The following is a 17,720-nucleotide window of genomic DNA, read 5'->3' as shown; positions in this document are numbered from 1 at the left end:
GCCATCGCCCTGCCGAAAGCCGCGCTTGCCGCAACCAGTCCAACATCACTAGAAAATCGGAGCCAGACCATGCCTTTCATCAAGACCAAGGACGGAACTGAAATCTTTTACAAGGATTGGGGTTCGAAGGATGCCCAGCCGATCGTTTTCCATCACGGCTGGCCGCTCAGCGCCGACGACTGGGACGCGCAGATGATGTTCTTCCTCGAAAAGGGTTTCCGCGTCATCGCCCATGACCGCCGCGGCCATGGCCGCTCCACCCAGACCTTCGAAGGCAACGAGATGGACACCTATGCGGCCGACGTTGCCGCACTGACCGACCACCTCGACCTCAGGAATGCCGTCCATATCGGCCACTCGACCGGCGGCGGCGAGGTCGTCCACTATGTCGCTCGTGCCAAGGAAGGTCGGGTCGCCAAGGCCGTGATCATCGGCGCCGTGCCGCCGATCATGGTGAAATCCGACAAGAACCCCGGCGGCCTGCCGCTCGAAGTCTTCGACGGCTTCCGCGCAGCCCTCGTCGCCAACCGCGCTCAGTTCTTCCTCGACATCCCGACCGGCCCCTTCTACGGCTTCAACCGTCCGGGCGCCAAGGTCAGCCAGGGTGTCATCGAAAACTGGTGGCGCCAGGGCATGATGGGCGGCGCCAAGGCCCATTACGATTGCATCAAGGCCTTCTCCGAAACCGACTTCACTGAAGATCTTCAGAAGATCACGGTGCCCGTTCTCGTCATGCACGGTGATGACGACCAGATCGTACCCTATGCCGATTCCGCGCCGCTATCCGCCAAGCTGCTCAGGAACGGCACGCTGAAGACCTATCCCGGCTTCCCGCATGGCATGTGCACCACGCATCCGGAAGTCATCAACCCGGACCTCCTGGCCTTCATCAAGGGCTGAGTTTTCTCTCGAAGACTTAGGCGCGCCCTTGTGGCGCGCCTTTCTCATCCCGATATCCGGTTGGCCACCCGCAAGGACGCAGATAAGATCGCCGCCACCGCAGCTACGGGAGAATGCGTATCATGCCGGCAAAGGCCCTCGTTCTCAGACACGTCCATTTCGAGGATCTCGGAACCTTCGGCGAAGTGCTGGAACAAGCCGGCTACGCGATCACCTACTTCACCGTCGGCGACGCCGATTTCTTGACCGCCGATCCGCTGGAGCCGGACCTGCTCGTCGTCCTCGGAGGCCCGATTGGCGTCTACGAGGATGACATCTATCCTTTCCTCACGGCCGAAAAAGCCTACATTGCCGGGCGGCTCGAAGCGCGAAAACCGATCCTCGGTATCTGCCTCGGCGCCCAACTGATTGCCGCTGCCTCCGGTGGCCGCGTCTTCCCCTCGGGCATCAAGGAGATCGGCTTCAAGCAGATCACGCTGACTTCTGCCGGCATGGAGAGCCCGCTTCGCCATCTCGGCGGTGTGTTCGTGCTCCATTGGCACGGCGATACCTACGACCTGCCGGCCGGCGCCATCAATCTCGCCACGTCTGATCTCGTCGAGCAACAGGCCTATACGATCGGCAGCCACGTACTCGCCTTCCAGTTCCATCCTGAGGCCGAGTGCGACCACCGCTTCGAACGCTGGCTGGTCGGCCATGCCGCAGAGCTTTCGGGCGCCAGGATCGATATCGTTACGCTGCGTGAGGATGCCGCAAAATTCGGCCCCGCGCTGAAGGAGGCTGGCCGCGCCGTCATCAGGGAATGGTTGTCCGGCGCGATTTCCCAACACCAGCCGTAAAGCGCTGAAAATCAATGTAAATTATTGATAATGTTCAACTTTATAGGCGAAATCCTATCGCCGTACTGCTATTGTCTCCTCATGGTGATACCGAAGAGGAGACGAGCGGATGAGCAACCTGGATGATTTCGGCCTATCAGTCACACGACGTCAGCTGCTGGCCGGTGCCCTGTCGGGCGTGGCGGCCCTTGCCTTGCCGCGAAGCACCCGTGCAGCGGAATCCTATCGCTTCGCGCACGGCGCCTTCGACATCACCGTTGTCAGCGATGGCTTCATCACCTTGCCTGCCGAAGTCCTGCTTCCCGATGCGACGCCCGAAGAACGCCGGCCGATATTGGCGCAGCTCGGCGGCGATGCGACAGATGCCCCAGTCCAGGCCAATATTCCGCTCATCCGCCACGGCAACGACCTGATCCTCATCGATAACGGCTCCGGCACGCATTTCCAGGCAAGCGCCGGCAAGCTCGCTGCCAACCTGAAGACGGCAGGCATCGAGCCGGAAGCCATCACCAAGGTCATCTTCACCCACGCCCATCCCGATCATTCGGGCGCCACGACCGTGGCCGATGGCAAGCTGCTCTATCCGAATGCGCAATATTTCGTCAGCGAGACTGAATGGAATTTCTGGACCGACAAGGACTACGAGACCCATATGCCATCAGTCCTGCACGATTTCGCCCGCGGCGCACAGCGCGACTTCTTCGCGGTGAAGGACAGGCTTACCCTCGTCAAGCCGGGACAGGAAATCCTGCCCGGAATGCAGGTGATCGAAACATCAGGCCACACACCGGGTCACATCTCGCTGGAGCTCGCCGGCGACGGCAATCTCCTCATCACGGGTGACGCCTGCACCAATGACGTGATCTTCTTTGCACATCCCGCCTGGCATTTCGGCTTCGACACCGATCCCGAAACCGCCCTTAAAAACCGCCGCATGCTGCTCGACCGCGCGGCTTCGGAAAAGATCAAGCTGCTCGGCTATCACTGGTCCTATCCCGGCGTCGGTTATGCCGAGCGCAGGGACAGCGCCTACCGCTTCGTGAAGGCCTAAAGCAATTCCAGCAAAAGTGTGCAGCGGTTTTGCGTCCGGAATTGCGTGAAACAAAAACCTCTAAGGCCGTCCTGCAGCATATTGCGGAACGCCATCGGGGATCTCGTAGAAATCGGCCTTGTCGGCACAGAAGATATGATAGCCGAAGCGGAGCCCGTTCGGTTCGTCGAAAGCGCCGGCCAGGATGGACATGGCCGGTCCGCCGAGCCTCTGCCAGAACAGCGCCGAACCGCATTGCGAGCAGAAACCGCGCCTGGCCTCATTGCTCGACTCATACCAGCGCAGGTTTTCCTCGCCGGTGATGGTCAGCGCCGAAACCGGCACGTCGGCCGAGGCGTAATAAAGCCCGGTCTGCCGCCGGCACTGCGAGCAATGGCAGCCGACCACTACATCGGGCTTCTCCAGCGCTTCGAACCGCACCGCGCCGCACAGGCACCCGCCTGCATGATGTTCGCTCATTTCCGTTCTCCCCCGAAGCAGCAGGCAGAGTGACGTCGGTACAACCGCCAGTCAAATCCAAAGCGCTGATCAAAGGTTTCAGGAAAATTGATGCTCTGGACGGGCAGAGCATCATTGGTTCCGGGCCGGATCAGGAAGACCTTCCTGGCTCATATCAATGCCTTTGGTATGGCATCATTCCTCGTGAATGCAGCCAATACGTTTATTAGATAAACCAAAATTAACAAATTCTGATTTACGATCCGGATACTGATCGAGAACATAACTCGGCGGCAAGCGAGGTGAAATATGAAGCTGCATCGTCGTTTCCACGCCAATATCACGGGAGCTGCCGCCATTGAATTTGCAATCGTCGCACCGCTCTTCATACTGATCGTGCTGACGATGATTGCCTATGGTATCTATCTAAGCGCAGCCCATGCCGTTCAGCAGTTGACCGCGGATGCCGCGCGCACCGCTGTCGCGGGTCTCACCAGCCAGGAACGCACGCAACTCGTCAACGATTTCATCTCCCGGTCGACGATCGACCATCCGCTGCTCGACCTTTCGAAACTGCAGATCAGCGTCGCCACCGATCCGACCAATACCAACCAGTTCACCGTCTCCGCTGCCTATGACACGTCCAATCTTCCGCTCTGGAATCTCTACACATTTCCCCTCCCCGACCATGTGATCCGTCGTTTCGCCACCATCCGGATGGGAGGCATCTGACATGCGGACATTTCGGGTTTGGCTGGGCTGCTTCGTGGTCGATGCGGCAGGCAATATTGCCATCACTGCAGCTCTCTGCGCGCCGCTCATCCTCTATACGCTCGGCCTCGGCATCGACTACGGCATGATGACGCTGCAGCAGCGCCGCCTGCAGGAATTGAGCGATTTGGGCGCCATCGTCGCCGCCTCCGATATCAACCACGCGGCTGAAAACCTCGTGGCCAACTTCAGCCAGAATGGCCTGAACGTCGCCGTGAAAACGGCAAGCGGCTATGAGACGAAAGAGGGAATGAAGCAGCTTTCGGAAGCCGACCTCCAGACGTTCGATGCGATTGCAAACCTGGTGCCGGGCACCTACCTCGCCGATCCATCCACGGCGCTTGGCAGCCGCTTCTCTCCTGGGATGCAACCTTACGATGCAGCGAGAGTGGACCTCAGTCAAAAGGCCGAGCTGACGTTTGCCGCTGCCTTCGCCGCTGCTCCGACCTTGAGTGCCACGGGCACGGCCTCTGCCGCCAAGCTTGCCGCCTTTTCCGTCGGCTCGCGCCTTGCTAGCCTCAATGACGGGGTGCTGAACGCATTGCTCGGAAGCCTGCTCGGCACGACGCTTTCCCTCAAGGTCGCAGACTATACCGCGCTTGCGGATGCCAATGTCGAGCTGCTCTCCTTCCTGGATACGCTGGCGACCGATCTCAATCTCACCGCCGGCAGTTATAATGACGTGCTCGCGACCGAAATCACCTATCCCCGTCTGCTCACCACGCTGAAGAAGACCAGCGGCCTGACGCCCACGGTGACGAAGGCGCTGGATACGATGCAGAAGGCGCTCGGCACTACCCAGGTCAAACTGAAGCTGGAAGACCTGTTGAATCTCGGCTCGACAGGTGAAAGGGTTGTGGGCAGCGGCTCGCATCTTTCGGTCGATGCCAGCGTAATGGATATCCTCTCGGCTGCCGCAATCGCCGCCAACCAGAAGAAGCAGGTCGCCGTCAATCTGAATGCCGCCATCCCCGGCATTGCCGGCACGAAACTGACGCTCGCGATCGGCGAGCCGCCGAAGGAGATGGCCTCCAACGCCGTCGGCACCACGGGCACGGTCGTACGCACCGCCCAGGTGCGGCTCGCAATCGAACTGAATGTTCTTGGCATCAGCTCGATTGCCGGCATCAAGCTGCGCGTCCCGCTCTATGTCGAGGTCGCCTACGCGGAAGCCAAGCTCGCCAGCATTTCCTGCCTCGGCGGGATCCAGAACGCCAATGTCGGCATCGATGTCGTACCCGGTGTCGCCGAGCTCGATCTCGGCGATGTCGATACCAGCGCCTTCGCCAATTTTGGCAGCAAGCCGCGTGTAAGTCGTGCCAAGATCATCGATGCGACGCTGCTCGACGTTTCCGCTTTGGCGCAGGTCAATGTCACCAACCAGACCAAGACCAGGTTGACCTTCCGGCCGCAGGACATTGCCGCCAAGACCATCAAGAATGTTTCGACCAAGGATACGCTGACCTCGACCGTCACCAGCCTGCTTGCCAATGCCGATATCCAGGTCACGATCCTCGGTCTCGGCATCGGTCTGCCGAAAGCGGTGATCCAGGGTGCTGTCGCCGATACACTGACCGGACTCACCAAGCCGCTGGACGAACTGCTTTTCAACACGCTGACCCTGCTAGGCATCAAGATCGGCGAAGCCGATGTCCGCGTCACCGACGTACGCTGCCAGCAATCAGTGTTGGTGCAATAGAAGCAGGCTTCGTCTGCTCACCCCGTTGCTGTGCCCTGATGGAAGACGATCTTCCAGCCTTCATCTGTCCGGCGCCAGATAGTCGAATGGCGCGTCACACGCTGCGGCTCCTCGAGTATGTAGGAGAGAAGGAAGAGCCTGTCCGCCAGCACCGTGATGGTAAAATCCCGGCAGGGCCAATCATGCGGCTCTGGCCCTTTCTCGTAGCGCGCAAGCGACGTTTCGATCGCATAGCCGCGCTGATAAACCTTTCCGCTCGCACCGATCTGCCAGAAGTTGCTATCGGTCATCCGTTCGAGATCGGCACGCGACGTGCCGAATTCGCGCCGGTGAAAGATCGGCTCGCGGGCCGCAAGTTCTCTAAGAATATGGTCCAGATCCATGTCGCTCATGACAGCAGAATGCATGGATGAAGCGTTGCTCGCAAGGCGAGCGGCTGATTTGACAAGCGCCGGTCCCGCGGATACGACGTCAGCCATGAGTTCCAACAGCGCGCCTCTCTCCCGTCTCGACCGCACCTGCCTGCAGGTTGCCGTTCTGCGCGCTTTTGGCGGACGAGGTCTCCGCGTCCAGCCGTAGCGTCCGGATGCCCTGATGCGTCCGGCGAACTGCTGGACGTAAAGCCCCCATCCTTCTGTTAGGGCTGCCAGGGAGACAGGCACCGTGCTCAATCTTTTCAATGTCAATTCGCTCGTCCACTGGGAAGAGCGCGAAATCAACATGCGTGACCACATGGTCCGTTTCTTTTCCGAGGAGGTGCGAACCTTCCTCCGAGCGGTCAACCCCGCCTGGGATGTCAGAAGGGTCGAGGCGCCGGCGCTGACGCCGCGCGCCCTCATTTCGGACGCCTACACCAATGCCGATATCTGGGCGCAGGAGCAACTGACCGAGACCGAAGCACCTCTCGTGCTGAGGCCGGAAACGACGCCCTCGACCTACGTCTATATGCAGCACATTCTCGGCAATCATTCGAGAACGCGTCTGCCCCTCTGCGTCTGGCAGGCCGGCCGATCCTACCGGCGCGAGCAGGAGCAGCCGACCAAGCATATGCGCCTGAAGGAGTTCTGGCAGCTGGAATTCCAGTGCGCCTACACGGCTGACAGCGGCAACGACTATCATGCCGCCTCGCTGGAGCCCGTGCGCCGAATGATCGCCGCGCTCATCCCGCTGCCGACCCGCATCGTGCCTTCCGACCGGCTGCCCGCCTATTCGCAGACGACCGTCGATGTGGAGGTGGATAACGGCGACAAATGGATGGAGGTCTGCTCGATCTCCCGCCGTACGGATTTTCCCGAGCGTTACAGGACGCAGCCCAAAAAGGGACCGGCCGTCGAGCACGAGGTTCTCGTCCTCGAAATCGCCATCGGCCTTGATCGTTGCGTGTATAACTGGAACATGGCGACGAGCCTTTAAGGGAATACGGGCCGGGTTTACTAGGGGACCCGGTTCGCATTTTTAAATATAGCTTTATTTATATGTATTTGCGCATCTTAAGCGACGGCTTCAGCTGTCAATAAATGTCACCAAATAGAGACCGCTCCTGAAGCTCGCGGAAGATCGAACACCATTGCGGGTGCCCCATATCATGAAGGGCTTCGGCCTCACCAGGCGTGACCCATTGCATCGCCGTATGTTCATCACCAAGCAATACCGGATCTCCGCCCCGCCATTCGCTCACTAGAAAGAGATGGTAGGTCGTGCCTTGTTCGAGATGCTCGGCGACCTTTCTGAGCCGCAACGGGGTCAGGCCGATCTCCTCTTTTGCCTCGCGCACCATTGCCGCCTCCGGCCTTTCGCCGGTTTCAACATGGCCGCCGACCAGATCCCAGCAATCCGGAAAGCGCTCTTTGTGCCCTGCTCGCCGGACCAGCAGAACCCGGCCCTCCCGCCAGAAGATGGCGCATGCAATATCAGTCAAAAATATTTCCCCTTCGATGCATCCGTAATCTGCCTCGACCACAGGCGAAAGTCACCTCCTCTTGCCTTGCCGAAGCCTGCCATCGTCGGCCACAGTGCGAATCCGCGCAGGCGCCAGGCGATGGAGAAACAGTCCTTGGAAATCCCCGAACAGTTTCATGTATCCGAAACATCAGCCTGGCTGGTGAACCATCGCATCAATTCCGCCCTGCCCGGCTATCTCATGGTCAGCTCGCGAAGCTTCACCAACGACCTGTCGGAACTCTCGCCTGAAGCCCTCGCCGAACTCGGCCCGTTGCTGGCAAAGGCGCAGACCGCTCTCGGCACGGTGCTCGGCGCAAAACGCGTCTACATCGGCCGCTATGGCCACGCGCCGGGTTACCCCATCCATTTCCATATCATTCCGATCTACGACTGGGTGGAAGACCTTTTCTGGCAGGACGAGCGCTATCGCCTGCTGCAGACCTTCGCCGAAGGTTCCGGCGAAACGCCGACCGATGGCGCAGAGCTGACCTTCTTCGTCTGGCGGGAATTCTGCGAGCGGGCTGACCCGCCGCCGATAAAGGGACTATCGGTTACCGAGACCATCGAATTGCTGAGGAAGACATTGCGCCCATGACATTTGCGGATCAGGCATTCACGATACCAGTCGATCATATCCATTGCCGTCTTGCCGGAAGCTTCCACCTCTCCGATCCGGTCGAGGCGTTGCGGAAGGCGGACTGGGATCGTTTCCTCGCCAGACACCCTGCCGCCTTCGACGGACAGCTCCTGCGCATGGCCGCGCATAGAATCGAAGATAACAGGCTGACCATCACGGCGCAGAGCACATGCTTTTCCGCCTATGTCGTGACCCGCCATGCCGCCTTTGCCGAGGAGCACCCGCTGGCCGAGCGCGCCGACCCGCTCGGGCTCACCGTCGTTCTTGTCACCGCAGACCAGCAGGTGATCGTCACCAGAAGAAGCCTCACCGCGGAGCAGAATCCCGGCGCCCTCTATCTGATCGGCGGCTATGCGGAGCCGGCGGAAGGCGAAGAGATCGATCTTTTCGGGGAGGCAGCCCGCGAGCTTGCCGAGGAGGTTGCCGTCACCGATATCGACCGCGCCATCGCCTTCGCCATCGGCCTTGCCTACGATCCGGTCCATTGCCATCCGGAACTCTTCCTGTTGGCATCAAGCCGCTCCGCATCGGCCGAAATCCTTCACGGCGCCCGTCATGCGCCGGACCGCAACGAGGCGGCCGAACTCTTCGCATCACCGCTGAGTGACATTCTGAACGACGAGGATTTCATGCCGGGTTCCGCGAGGACATGGAGCTTCCTCAAGGCGCAGGCTTTCCTGAAAGAACATTTCCGCCGGCACCATGCTCTCTGACATCCGCGAGCGGGCCGGCACTCATATAGGCGGCCCGCTCGCGATGGCATCACCGTTCCGGCCGCAACAGCACATGCTTCTTGCGGCCGACCGATAGACGGATGACGCCGTCTTCCGCATCCGCAGGCCCAAGCTGCAGGGCCTCATCGCCGGCGTTACGGCTGTTGATGCGCACGCCACCGCCGAGGATCAGCCGCCGCGCCTCGCTCTTGGATTTCGCAAGCCCCGCCATAACAAGCGCATCCGGCAGCAATAGACCGTTGCGGAGAACATTGTCATCCACTGCGATCGTCGGCAGGCCGGCGGCCGTCTCGCCCTCTTCGAACATACGCCGCGATGTCTCGGCGGCCTCTGTCGCCGCATCTGCACCGTGGCAGAGCGCGGTCACCGCATCGGCAAGCACCTTCTTCGCGACATTGATCTCGGCGCCTTGCAGCGCCTCCAGCCGGGCGATTTCGTCGAGTGGCAGTTCCGTAAAAAACCGCAGGAAACGGCCGACATCGGCATCCTCGGTGTTGCGCCAGAATTGCCAGAATTCGTAGGGCGACAGCCGATCGGCGTTCAGCCACACCGCTCCCGATGCACTCTTACCCATCTTCGCACCCGACGCGGTCGTGAGCAGCGGCGCCGTCAATCCGAACAGTGTTCGCCCGCCGGCCCGCCGCCCGAACTCGACGCCGCTGAGAATATTGCCCCATTGGTCCGAACCGCCGAGCTGCAGCAGGCAGCCATGCATCCCGGCAAGCACATGAAAATCATAGCCCTGCATGACCATGTAGTTGAATTCGAGCAGCGAGAGCGATTGCTCCCGCTCCAGCCGCTGGCGCACGCTTTCGGATGTAAGCATCCGGTTGACGGAAAAATGCGGGCCGACATCACGTAGGAAATCCAGGTATCTCAGGCTGCCAAGCCAGTCGGCATTGTTGACTATAAGCGCATCGGTCGGCCCGTCGCCGAAGGTCAGGAACCGTTCGAAGATGCGTTTGATACCGGCGAGATTGCCGGCGATCTGTTCTTCGCTGAGCAACGGGCGCGACGTATCGCGAAAGCTCGGATCGCCGAGCCGGGTCGTGGCCCCGCCCATCAGCGCGATCGGCCTGTTGCCGGTCTTCTGAAACCAGCGCAACATCATGATGGGGATGAGATGCCCGACATGCAGGCTGTCGGCCGTGAGGTCAAAACCGTTATAGGCTGTCGCGATCCCGGTGCCGAGCCGGTTGTCGAGGGCTTCGAGATCAGTGCATTGCTGGATGAATCCGCGCTCCGCGAGAACCCGCAGAAACTCCGATCGAAGCTTGGTGGGAGGCTGGAAATTGATGGTCATAAGGGTCTCCATGAGGGCCAATCAGGCCGGAGACCTTCTGCTGAAACACGCGCCGCCGACCGTGCGGCGTTTCGGGTTTCGAATAGATGACCGTCGCCGCTCTATGGGAGCAGCGCGTAATACAGGCCGGACAGGGTCGGTACGCGGGTCATGCGGAATGCATACAGGGCGCGTGGTGTCACGACAAGGGCCTTTGGTCACCAGCGCTGGCGATCGGCAGTGCAGGCTGCGAGACTGCCGACTTCATGAGATCGACGATACCATCCGGGAAAATGACGTCGGCACTGGCAAGCAGTTCTTCGGTCGACCACCAGCGGTGATCCGCCATGACCTCTCGTTCCAGATCCGTCCAGCCGCTATCGGAGATCGCGCCGCGCTCGGTGCGCACGACAAAAAACTGCTCCTCGGCGCGCACCATCTCGCCATTGTAGAGCTGAAATTCGAAAGACTGGCTGCCGATCGATGATCCCACCTGATCCACATAGAGGCCGGTCTCTTCCCTGAGCTCGCGCAAGGCCGCGGCCTCGAACGTCTCGCCCTCTTCAAGCCCGCCGCCCGGCGTCGCCCAATATTGCCGCCCCGCAAGCGCGCCAGATCTGAAGACAAATTTGAAAAGCAGGACGCACCCGAACTGATCGAGCAGAAGCAGCCGCGCGGCCGGACGTGTTCGCATCAAACTTACCTCTTGTGTCATCGCTCATGAGAATGGCAATGGAAGAAAATCGCAACCTCCGGTGAAAAAAAAGCATTAGATGCTTCGTTTCGGCTTTCGCTTCGCAATCGTCGTATTTCTGACCCTGCTCACCCAGATCGGCGGTGTCGCTTATCTTGTGGGCATTGCGGTTGCACGTCTCTGGGGCGTGCGTAGATTTGCGCCGAAGCTTGCAATCTTCCTGCTCGTCTATACCAGCCTGACGATTGTCACCAGCATCATTGCGCCGATCTTTGGGCGTGTTCCCCTGTCCTGTCTGGCAGACGCTGCAGACAAGCTTGTCGTCCGTTCACCGATCTACTGCGCCCTCAATCGAAATTATGTCACGCCTGCAGTGCGCGATCTGGCCCATGCCCTTGCCGACAACATGGACAGGCAACTCCCCGGCACGACAACGATCGCACTGGATGCCAATTTCCCCTTCCTGGCCGGCTTTCCGCTATTGCCGCATTTGTCGCATACTGATGGCAGGAAGCTCGACTTCGCCTATTATTACGAGGATTCCAGCGGCAATTTCCTTGATGGTGTCACCCGCTCCCCAATCGGCTATTTCGCATTCGAACAGCCCGCCAATAGTGATGAGCAGCCATGCAGGGGGCGGAATGACTGGCTGACGGGGCGTTGGGACCTCGACATTCTCCAGCCGCTGTTTCATGCCTATCGGCTTCAGAAGCAGCGGATGGTGGAGGCGGTGAATTGGCTTACCACCGAGGGCGTGAGCCGTTTCGGAGTGGAGAAGGTATTTCTTGAACCGCATCTGAAAAATGCGCTCGGCATCACCGACGAGCATGTGCGGTTTCAGGGATGTCGCGCTGCGCGTCACGACGACCATCTTCATGTTCAATTGCGGTAATGCTCTTGCCTCCCTCATCAGTGTGCTTGTCACGGGAACGAGAATGGCAATGCATACGGCTCCACAAAAAAACCCGGCGCTAGGCCGGGCTTTTCAAACTCTATCGGCTACTCGCCTCAGGCCCTTGCGGCCATCCGCTTCTCGTCACGCCCGCCCTTCATGCGCTCGGCCAGCAGGAATGCCAGCTCCAGTGCCTGGTCGGCGTTGAGGCGCGGGTCGCAATGGGTGTGGTAGCGGTCCTGCAGGTCCTCGGCCGTCACGGCGCGGGCGCCGCCGGTGCATTCGGTCACGTCCTTGCCGGTCATCTCGATGTGGATGCCGCCCGGGTGCGTGCCTTCGGCGCGATGGATCTGGAAGAAGCTTTCGACTTCCGACAGGATCCGCTCGAAGGGGCGCGTCTTGTAGCTGTTGAGGGTGATCGTGTTGCCGTGCATCGGGTCGCAGGACCAGACGACCTTCTTGCCCTCGCGCTCGACGGCGCGGATGAGCTTCGGCAAGCTGTCGGCCACCTTGTCATGGCCGAAGCGGCAGATCAGCGTCAGGCGACCGGCTTCGTTGGCCGGGTTCAGCGCGTCGATCAGCTCGATCAGGTTGTCGGGCTGCAGCGACGGGCCGCATTTCAGGCCGATCGGGTTCTTTATGCCGCGGAAATATTCCACATGCGCATGGTCGAGCTGGCGGGTACGGTCGCCGATCCAGATCATGTGACCCGACGTCGCGTACCAGTCGCCCGAGGTGGAGTCGACACGGGTCAACGCCTCTTCATAGCCAAGCAGCAGCGCCTCGTGGCTGGTGAAGAAATCGGTCTCGCGCAGGCTCGGATTGTTTTCCGAGGTAATGCCGATCGCCTTCATGAAATCCATGGTTTCGCTGATGCGGTCGGCAAGCTTGCGGTAGCGTTCGCCCTGCGGGCTGTCTTTGACGAAGCCGAGCATCCACTTGTGCACGTTGTCGAGATTGGCATAGCCGCCCATCGCGAATGCGCGCAGCAGGTTCAAGGTTGCGGCCGACTGGCGGTAGGCGTCGAGCTGGCGCTCCGGGCTCGGGATACGGGCTTCCGGCGTGAATTCGATACCATTGACGATATCGCCGCGATAGCTCGGCAGCGAGACACCATCCTGCGTTTCCATCGGTGCCGAACGCGGCTTGGCGAACTGGCCGGCGATGCGACCGACCTTCACGACCGGCAGCTGGGCGCCAAAAGTCAGCACGACCGCCATCTGCAGGAAGGCGCGGAAGAAGTCTCTGATATTGTCGGCGCCATGCTCCAGGAAGCTCTCGGCGCAGTCGCCGCCCTGCAGCAGGAAGGCGTTGCCTTCGGCCACATTGGCAAGCGCGCTCTTCAGGCGGCGGGCTTCACCGGCAAAAACGAGCGGCGGATAGGTGGCAAGCACGGCTTCCGTTGCCGCCAGCGCGGCCGCGTCGGGATATTCCGGAACCTGCTGGATTGGCTTGCTCCGCCAGCTGCTCGGGGTCCAATTCTGTGCCATGTCGCTCATCTGCTTCCCCATCCGGTTTACCCCGAATGCCTGCCCGTTAAAGAATGCGGCGGCTTATAAACCTTTCGGCTCCCCTTGCCTAGTAGCGCATCGAAACTGGCGTTAAGGCGATATATACCATGCTATTTTCCAGCTAATTTAGATTTCAAATGTACAGAAGACCCTAATAATATAGGGGTTGAGCATGGGTATCCTTTCGTCCGCTTTCCTTTCGGACCGGTCCGGCAATTTCGGCATCATGACGGCATTGCTGATGGTGCCGCTGGTCGGCTCTGCCGGTCTGGCGCTGGACTATGCCCATGCGCTGAGCCTGCGTACCCAGCTCTATGCCGCCGCTGATGCCGCAGCCGTCGGCGCCGTTTCCGAAAAATCGGATGCGGTGATAGCCGCCATGACCATGCAGGGCAACGGCACCATCACCGTTGCCAAGACGGATGCGCGCAATATCTTCTTCTCACAGATGTCCGGTGAACTGACCCCGGTGCCGGTAGAGCTCAGCATCGACGTCACCAAGACCGCCAACAAGCTCAATTCGACGGTCACCTTCAGCGCCTCCGTGCCCACCACCTTCATGCATGTCCTCGGCCAGGACTCGATCACCATATCGGGCACGGCGACGGCGGAATATCAGACCGCCTCCTTCATGGATTTCTACATCCTGCTCGACAATACGCCGTCGATGGGCGTCGCCGCGACCCCGACCGATGTTTCCAAGATGGAGGCCAAGACCGGCTGTGCCTTTGCCTGCCACCAGATGGACAAGAGCGTCAACAATTATACGATTGCCAAGGACCTCGGTGTCGCCATGCGCATCGACGTCGTGCGCAAGGCAACCCAGGCGCTGACCGATACGGCCAAGACCGAGCGCGTCAGCGCCGACCAGTTCCGCATGGGCGTCTACACCTTCGGCACCAAGGCCGAGGATGCCAAGCTGACGACGATATCGAGCCTCACCTCGGATCTGACGGCGGTGAAGAACTATACCGACGCCGTCGATCTGATGACCATTCCCAAGCAGAACTACAATCAGGACCAGCTCACCAGCTTCGACAGCGCCATGACGCAGATGAATACGATCATCGACCCGGCCGGCGACGGAACGTCGAATATCAGTCCGGAAAAGATCCTGTTCTTCGTATCGGATGGTGTCGGCGACAGCTACAAGCCCTCGACATGCACCAAGAAGACGACCGGCGGCCGCTGCCAGGAGCCGATCGATACATCTTTCTGCAAGCCACTGAAGGATCGTGGCGTCAAGATCGCCGTGCTCTACACCACCTACCTGCCACTGCCGAGCAACAACTGGTACAATGACTGGATCAGGCCCTTCCAGAGCGAGATACCCTCGCGCATGGCCGCCTGCGCCTCCCCCGGTCTCTATTTCGAGGTGTCGCCGACCGAAGGCATTGCCGACGCTATGAAAGCGCTGTTCCTGAAGGTCATCCGCGCGCCGCGCATTACCAGTTAAGGTTTGCTTAGACTCGCTTCCCGTCGCGGATACGGTAGCTCGGCGCATACATGGTCACCAGCTCTTCGGCGGCCGTCGGGTGCAGCGCCATGGTGCGGTCGAAATCGTCCTTGGTGCAGCCGGCCTTCAGCGTGATGCCGAGGATCTGCGCCATTTCGCCGGCGTCGTGGCCGAGAATATGGGCGCCGACAACCTTGCGGCTTGCGGCATCGACGATCAGCTTCATGATCATCTTTTCGGCCCGGCCCGAAAGTGTGGCCTTCAGCGGCCGGAACTGGGCGCGGTAGACTTCCAGCTCCTTGTAGCGCTTGGCTGCCTCTTCCTCGGAAAGGCCGACCGTGCCGATCTCCGGCTGCGAGAAGACGGCCGTCGGGATCAGGTCGTAGTCCGGCTTGGTCGGATTGTTCTTGTACTCCGTCTCGATGAAGCACATGGCCTCATGGATCGCCACAGGCGTCAGCTGTACCCGGTCGGTGACGTCGCCAAGTGCATAGATGTTCTCGACATTGGTACGCGAAAAATCGTCGACGATGATGGCGCCGCGCTCGTTCAGCGCAACACCCGCCTGTTCGAGCCCGAGCCCCTTCGTATTCGGATCGCGGCCGAGCGCCAGCATGACGACACCAGCATTGAGCGTGCCGTTTTTCAGCGTCTCGATGACGAGACCGTTTTCACCCTTCGAGACATGCTGCATCACATCCTGGCAGAGGATGCGGATGCCCTTGGCGGCCATCGCCTCATGCAGCCCGCGCCGCAGATCCTCGTCGAAGCGCGAGAGGATTTCGGTGCCGCGATAGATCAGCGTCGTCTCGACGCCAAGCCCGTGGAAGATATTGGCGAATTCGACAGCGATATAACCGCCGCCTGCAATCAGGATGGATTTCGGCAGCTCTTCCAGATGGAAGGCCTCATTGGAGGAAATGCAGAGCTCGTGACCGGGCAGCGCCTCATGCGGATTCGGTCTGCCGCCGGTCGCAATCACAATGGTCCTGGCCGTCACCGTTTCGCCGGTCTTCAGGAGCTTGACCGTGTGTGCATCGACGAGTTCGGCGCGCGTCTCCAGGATCTCGGCATTGGCGCCGGCAAGCCCCTTCTTGTAGAGCCCCTCCAGTCGCGAAATCTCAACGTCCTTGGCCGCGATCAGCTTCTTCCAGTCGAACGAGCTTTCGCCAACCGTCCAGCCGAAGCCGGCCGCATCCTCGAAATGCTCGTGGAATTGCGAGGCATAGACGAAAAGCTTCTTCGGCACGCAGCCGCGGATCACGCAGGTGCCGCCATAGCGATATTCCTCGGCGATCGCCACCTTCTTGCCGAGCGAGGCTGCAACGCGCGCGCTGCGCACGCCGCCCGAACCGCCGCCGATGACGAAGAGGTCGTAGTCGTAGGATGGCATGATGATCTCCGGAGGGAATCGCTGGATGGGTGGTTCACATATAGGAGTGAGCTATAGAAAAACAAAAGCCCGGACGAAGCCGGGCTTTTGCGAAAGGTGGAGGCGGCCTTACGGCTTGGCGGGTGCCGGTGCAGCGGCCGGAGCCGGGTTCGCCGGGCTGTCGGTTGCCGGCGGCGGAGCCTTGATGACCTTGGAAAGCTCGGCATTGCTCTGCTTTTCCAGATCGCGGGAAATGCCCTGCGCCCAGATATCGGCAGCCTTGGCGGTCTCGCGCGAGGCGACCGGGCCGTCGCGCAGCAGTTTCTTGCCGACGTCGGAATTGTAGAAATCGGCAATCGCCTTCAGCTCGTCGACCGTGAAGGCCTTGGCATAGGTTAGAGCCGCTTCCTTCTCGAGGTCGGCGCGGCGCGGTGCCAGAGCCAGAGCCTGGCTGTCGACGGTCGCCGTGATCACGTCCTGATAGTTCGGCGAATCCTGGATGAGGCCGGCCTTCAGCCGCTCGGCCAGACCCGGCAGGATGTTGTCATACTGGGTGGTTGCGCCGATGGCATCCATGGCTGCGCGGGCAGCCTTCAGCTGCTCTTCGGAAACTTCCTGCGCTCTTGCGGCAGAGCCGAAGGCAAGCCCGGAAAGAACGATGGTCGCAGCGGCAAGACGGCCAAGACCTGCAATGTTCATCATGAGTTTCTATGCTCCTGTTATCTGTTTGCCTGCAGCGTGCGGGCACCTGCAGGACCAGCAATGATCGCAAGCGCCGCCATGTTGATGAAAAGCCCGTGCTCCACGACACCGGGTATGGAATTCAGTTCCCTCGAAAGCGCCTCTGCATCAGGAATGCGGCCAAAAGATGCATCGATGATGTAGTGTCCGCCGTCGGTGGTAAACTCTCCGTCGCCGGACTGACGCAGCGTCAGTTCGCCGGAGAGACCAAGGCGCGAGGCCGTCCTTTCGATCGCCATGCGCGTCGAAACGAGGCCAAAGGGATTGACCTCGATCGGTAATGCGAAAGCGCCGAGCGTCTCGACCAGCTTGCTCTCGTCGGCAATGACGATCATCCGCGTCGAGGCTGCAGCGACGATCTTTTCGCGCAGCAGCGCACCGCCGCCTCCCTTGATGAGCCGCAAGCCTGCATCGACTTCGTCGGCGCCGTCGATGGTGAGATCCAGTTGTGGCAGCTCATCCAGCGATTTCAGGGGAACGCCGAGTTCGACGCAGAGCCGCGCGGTGCGCTCGGACGTCGGAACGCCCTCGACCTTGAAACCGGCTGCAACCCTTTCGGCGAGCAGACGGACGAATTCCTCCGCCGTGCTTCCCGTCCCGATTCCGAGGCGCATGCCGTACTCAACATGGACGAGTGCTGCCTCGGCGGCCTTGATCTTCATTTCGCGGGCATCCATGCGCCGCCAGCTCCTGATATTGCGTTGGATGTGCTGTTTACACGGCTCGTATTGCAAACGAAAGCCAAAATCATCGTCCTGCGAT

19 protein-coding genes are annotated in these 17,720 nt (G+C 60.4%); 10 read left to right on the top strand and 9 right to left on the bottom strand.

The annotated features are described in order from the left end of the window. Positions 1 to 69 precede the first annotated feature (69 nt). The 3 genes from H4W29_RS32990 (at position 70) to H4W29_RS32980 (ending at position 2,790) form a co-directional block, all read left to right on the top strand. The gene (locus tag H4W29_RS32990) at positions 70 to 900 is read left to right on the top strand and encodes an alpha/beta fold hydrolase (protein ID WP_192733282.1); all 831 of its coding nucleotides are present in this window, start codon (positions 70 to 72) and stop codon (positions 898 to 900) included. A gap of 122 nt (positions 901 to 1,022) precedes the next feature. Next, the gene (locus H4W29_RS32985; RefSeq protein ID WP_192733058.1) at positions 1,023 to 1,739 is read left to right on the top strand and encodes a glutamine amidotransferase; all 717 of its coding nucleotides are present in this window, start codon (positions 1,023 to 1,025) and stop codon (positions 1,737 to 1,739) included. Between the two features lie 109 nt (positions 1,740 to 1,848). Further along, positions 1,849 to 2,790, top strand: a complete 942-nt coding sequence (locus H4W29_RS32980; protein WP_192733057.1) for an MBL fold metallo-hydrolase — start codon at positions 1,849 to 1,851, stop codon at positions 2,788 to 2,790. Between the two features lie 60 nt (positions 2,791 to 2,850). On the opposite strand, the gene H4W29_RS32975 is transcribed toward H4W29_RS32980, so the two are convergent. Further along, positions 2,851 to 3,249, bottom strand: a complete 399-nt coding sequence (locus H4W29_RS32975) for a GFA family protein (RefSeq protein ID WP_192733056.1) — start codon at positions 3,247 to 3,249, stop codon at positions 2,851 to 2,853. Between the two features lie 288 nt (positions 3,250 to 3,537). On the opposite strand from H4W29_RS32975, the gene H4W29_RS32970 reads away from it, so the two are divergent. Continuing rightward, a complete protein-coding gene (locus H4W29_RS32970; RefSeq protein ID WP_192733055.1) occupies positions 3,538 to 3,960 on the top strand; it encodes a TadE/TadG family type IV pilus assembly protein in 423 nt (140 codons plus the stop codon). 1 nt (position 3,961) lies between these two features. Beyond that, a complete protein-coding gene (locus H4W29_RS32965; RefSeq protein ID WP_192733054.1) occupies positions 3,962 to 5,698 on the top strand; it encodes a pilus assembly protein TadG-related protein in 1,737 nt (578 codons plus the stop codon). A gap of 17 nt (positions 5,699 to 5,715) precedes the next feature. Here H4W29_RS32965 and H4W29_RS32960 read toward each other — a convergent pair whose 3' ends face one another. Next, the gene (locus H4W29_RS32960; protein ID WP_192733053.1) at positions 5,716 to 6,090 is read right to left on the bottom strand and encodes a nuclear transport factor 2 family protein; all 375 of its coding nucleotides are present in this window, start codon (positions 6,088 to 6,090) and stop codon (positions 5,716 to 5,718) included. Positions 6,091 to 6,361: 271 nt separating this feature from the next. Here H4W29_RS32960 and H4W29_RS32955 point away from each other — a divergent pair, with 271 nt between their 5' ends. Next, the gene (locus H4W29_RS32955; RefSeq protein WP_192733052.1) at positions 6,362 to 7,111 is read left to right on the top strand and encodes an aminoacyl--tRNA ligase-related protein; all 750 of its coding nucleotides are present in this window, start codon (positions 6,362 to 6,364) and stop codon (positions 7,109 to 7,111) included. A 97-nt stretch (positions 7,112 to 7,208) separates the two neighbouring features. Here the strand turns inward: H4W29_RS32955 and H4W29_RS32950 are convergent, their stop codons facing one another. After that, complete coding sequence (locus tag H4W29_RS32950; protein WP_192733051.1) at positions 7,209 to 7,658, bottom strand: NUDIX hydrolase; 450 nt, start codon at positions 7,656 to 7,658, stop codon at positions 7,209 to 7,211. Between the two features lie 93 nt (positions 7,659 to 7,751). Here H4W29_RS32950 and H4W29_RS32945 point away from each other — a divergent pair, with 93 nt between their 5' ends. Both H4W29_RS32945 and H4W29_RS32940 read left to right on the top strand, forming a co-directional pair. Continuing rightward, the gene (locus H4W29_RS32945; protein WP_192733281.1) at positions 7,752 to 8,234 is read left to right on the top strand and encodes an HIT family protein; all 483 of its coding nucleotides are present in this window, start codon (positions 7,752 to 7,754) and stop codon (positions 8,232 to 8,234) included. Beyond that, positions 8,231 to 8,989: an NUDIX hydrolase gene (locus H4W29_RS32940; protein ID WP_192733050.1), complete on the top strand. Its 759-nt coding sequence runs from the start codon at positions 8,231 to 8,233 to the stop codon at positions 8,987 to 8,989. The genes H4W29_RS32945 and H4W29_RS32940 overlap by 4 nt, the downstream gene beginning before the upstream one ends. Before the next feature lie 49 nt (positions 8,990 to 9,038). On the opposite strand, the gene tyrS is transcribed toward H4W29_RS32940, so the two are convergent. Both tyrS and H4W29_RS32930 read right to left on the bottom strand, forming a co-directional pair. Next, complete coding sequence (tyrS, locus tag H4W29_RS32935; RefSeq protein WP_192733049.1) at positions 9,039 to 10,313, bottom strand: tyrosine--tRNA ligase; 1,275 nt, start codon at positions 10,311 to 10,313, stop codon at positions 9,039 to 9,041. A 178-nt stretch (positions 10,314 to 10,491) separates the two neighbouring features. Further along, entirely contained in the window at positions 10,492 to 10,986 is a 495-nt protein-coding gene (locus H4W29_RS32930) for an NUDIX hydrolase (RefSeq protein ID WP_192733048.1), read from the bottom strand. A 79-nt stretch (positions 10,987 to 11,065) separates the two neighbouring features. Between H4W29_RS32930 and H4W29_RS32925 the strand changes: the two genes are divergently transcribed. Then, positions 11,066 to 11,878: a hypothetical protein gene (locus H4W29_RS32925; protein ID WP_192733047.1), complete on the top strand. Its 813-nt coding sequence runs from the start codon at positions 11,066 to 11,068 to the stop codon at positions 11,876 to 11,878. A 116-nt stretch (positions 11,879 to 11,994) separates the two neighbouring features. Here the strand turns inward: H4W29_RS32925 and H4W29_RS32920 are convergent, their stop codons facing one another. Then, positions 11,995 to 13,368, bottom strand: coding sequence for a class II 3-deoxy-7-phosphoheptulonate synthase (locus H4W29_RS32920; RefSeq protein ID WP_192733280.1), 1,374 nt, complete (start codon positions 13,366 to 13,368; stop codon positions 11,995 to 11,997). Positions 13,369 to 13,561: 193 nt separating this feature from the next. Here H4W29_RS32920 and H4W29_RS32915 point away from each other — a divergent pair, with 193 nt between their 5' ends. Further along, positions 13,562 to 14,845 carry a TadE/TadG family type IV pilus assembly protein gene (locus H4W29_RS32915; RefSeq protein WP_192733046.1) on the top strand — a complete coding sequence of 428 codons (1,284 nt, stop codon included), beginning with the start codon at positions 13,562 to 13,564 and terminating at the stop codon, positions 14,843 to 14,845. 7 nt (positions 14,846 to 14,852) lie between these two features. Here H4W29_RS32915 and gor read toward each other — a convergent pair whose 3' ends face one another. From gor to rpiA, 3 genes are all read right to left on the bottom strand, one after another. Next, a complete protein-coding gene (gene gor, locus H4W29_RS32910) occupies positions 14,853 to 16,238 on the bottom strand; it encodes a glutathione-disulfide reductase (RefSeq protein ID WP_192733045.1) in 1,386 nt (461 codons plus the stop codon). Between the two features lie 108 nt (positions 16,239 to 16,346). Next, positions 16,347 to 16,919, bottom strand: a complete 573-nt coding sequence (locus H4W29_RS32905; RefSeq protein ID WP_192733044.1) for a DUF2059 domain-containing protein — start codon at positions 16,917 to 16,919, stop codon at positions 16,347 to 16,349. 17 nt (positions 16,920 to 16,936) lie between these two features. Beyond that, a complete protein-coding gene (gene rpiA, locus H4W29_RS32900) occupies positions 16,937 to 17,635 on the bottom strand; it encodes a ribose-5-phosphate isomerase RpiA (RefSeq protein ID WP_192733043.1) in 699 nt (232 codons plus the stop codon). Positions 17,636 to 17,720: the final 85 nt, after the last annotated feature.

It is taken from the genome of Rhizobium viscosum (assembly GCF_014873945.1).
Lineage (GTDB): Bacteria > Pseudomonadota > Alphaproteobacteria > Rhizobiales > Rhizobiaceae > Rhizobium > Rhizobium viscosum.
The sequence above is the reverse complement of the archived record's forward strand: the minus strand, read 5'-3'. Positions and strand labels throughout refer to the sequence as shown.

Coding starts and splice junctions, on each gene's coding strand:
- H4W29_RS32985 (WP_192733058.1), top strand. CDS start 1,023: ATGCCGGCAAAGGCCCTCGTTCTCAGACACGTCCATTTCGAGGATCTC.
- H4W29_RS32915 (WP_192733046.1), top strand. CDS start 13,562: ATGGGTATCCTTTCGTCCGCTTTCCTTTCGGACCGGTCCGGCAATTTC.
- H4W29_RS32990 (WP_192733282.1), top strand. CDS start 70: ATGCCTTTCATCAAGACCAAGGACGGAACTGAAATCTTTTACAAGGAT.
- H4W29_RS32970 (WP_192733055.1), top strand. CDS start 3,538: ATGAAGCTGCATCGTCGTTTCCACGCCAATATCACGGGAGCTGCCGCC.
- H4W29_RS32905 (WP_192733044.1), bottom strand. CDS start 16,919: ATGATGAACATTGCAGGTCTTGGCCGTCTTGCCGCTGCGACCATCGTT.
- H4W29_RS32980 (WP_192733057.1), top strand. CDS start 1,849: ATGAGCAACCTGGATGATTTCGGCCTATCAGTCACACGACGTCAGCTG.
- H4W29_RS32930 (WP_192733048.1), bottom strand. CDS start 10,986: ATGCGAACACGTCCGGCCGCGCGGCTGCTTCTGCTCGATCAGTTCGGG.
- H4W29_RS32925 (WP_192733047.1), top strand. CDS start 11,066: ATGCTTCGTTTCGGCTTTCGCTTCGCAATCGTCGTATTTCTGACCCTG.
- H4W29_RS32940 (WP_192733050.1), top strand. CDS start 8,231: ATGACATTTGCGGATCAGGCATTCACGATACCAGTCGATCATATCCAT.
- H4W29_RS32960 (WP_192733053.1), bottom strand. CDS start 6,090: ATGAGCGACATGGATCTGGACCATATTCTTAGAGAACTTGCGGCCCGC.
- H4W29_RS32920 (WP_192733280.1), bottom strand. CDS start 13,368: ATGGCACAGAATTGGACCCCGAGCAGCTGGCGGAGCAAGCCAATCCAG.
- rpiA (WP_192733043.1), bottom strand. CDS start 17,635: ATGGATGCCCGCGAAATGAAGATCAAGGCCGCCGAGGCAGCACTCGTC.
- tyrS (WP_192733049.1), bottom strand. CDS start 10,313: ATGACCATCAATTTCCAGCCTCCCACCAAGCTTCGATCGGAGTTTCTG.
- H4W29_RS32975 (WP_192733056.1), bottom strand. CDS start 3,249: ATGAGCGAACATCATGCAGGCGGGTGCCTGTGCGGCGCGGTGCGGTTC.
- gor (WP_192733045.1), bottom strand. CDS start 16,238: ATGCCATCCTACGACTACGACCTCTTCGTCATCGGCGGCGGTTCGGGC.
- H4W29_RS32965 (WP_192733054.1), top strand. CDS start 3,962: ATGCGGACATTTCGGGTTTGGCTGGGCTGCTTCGTGGTCGATGCGGCA.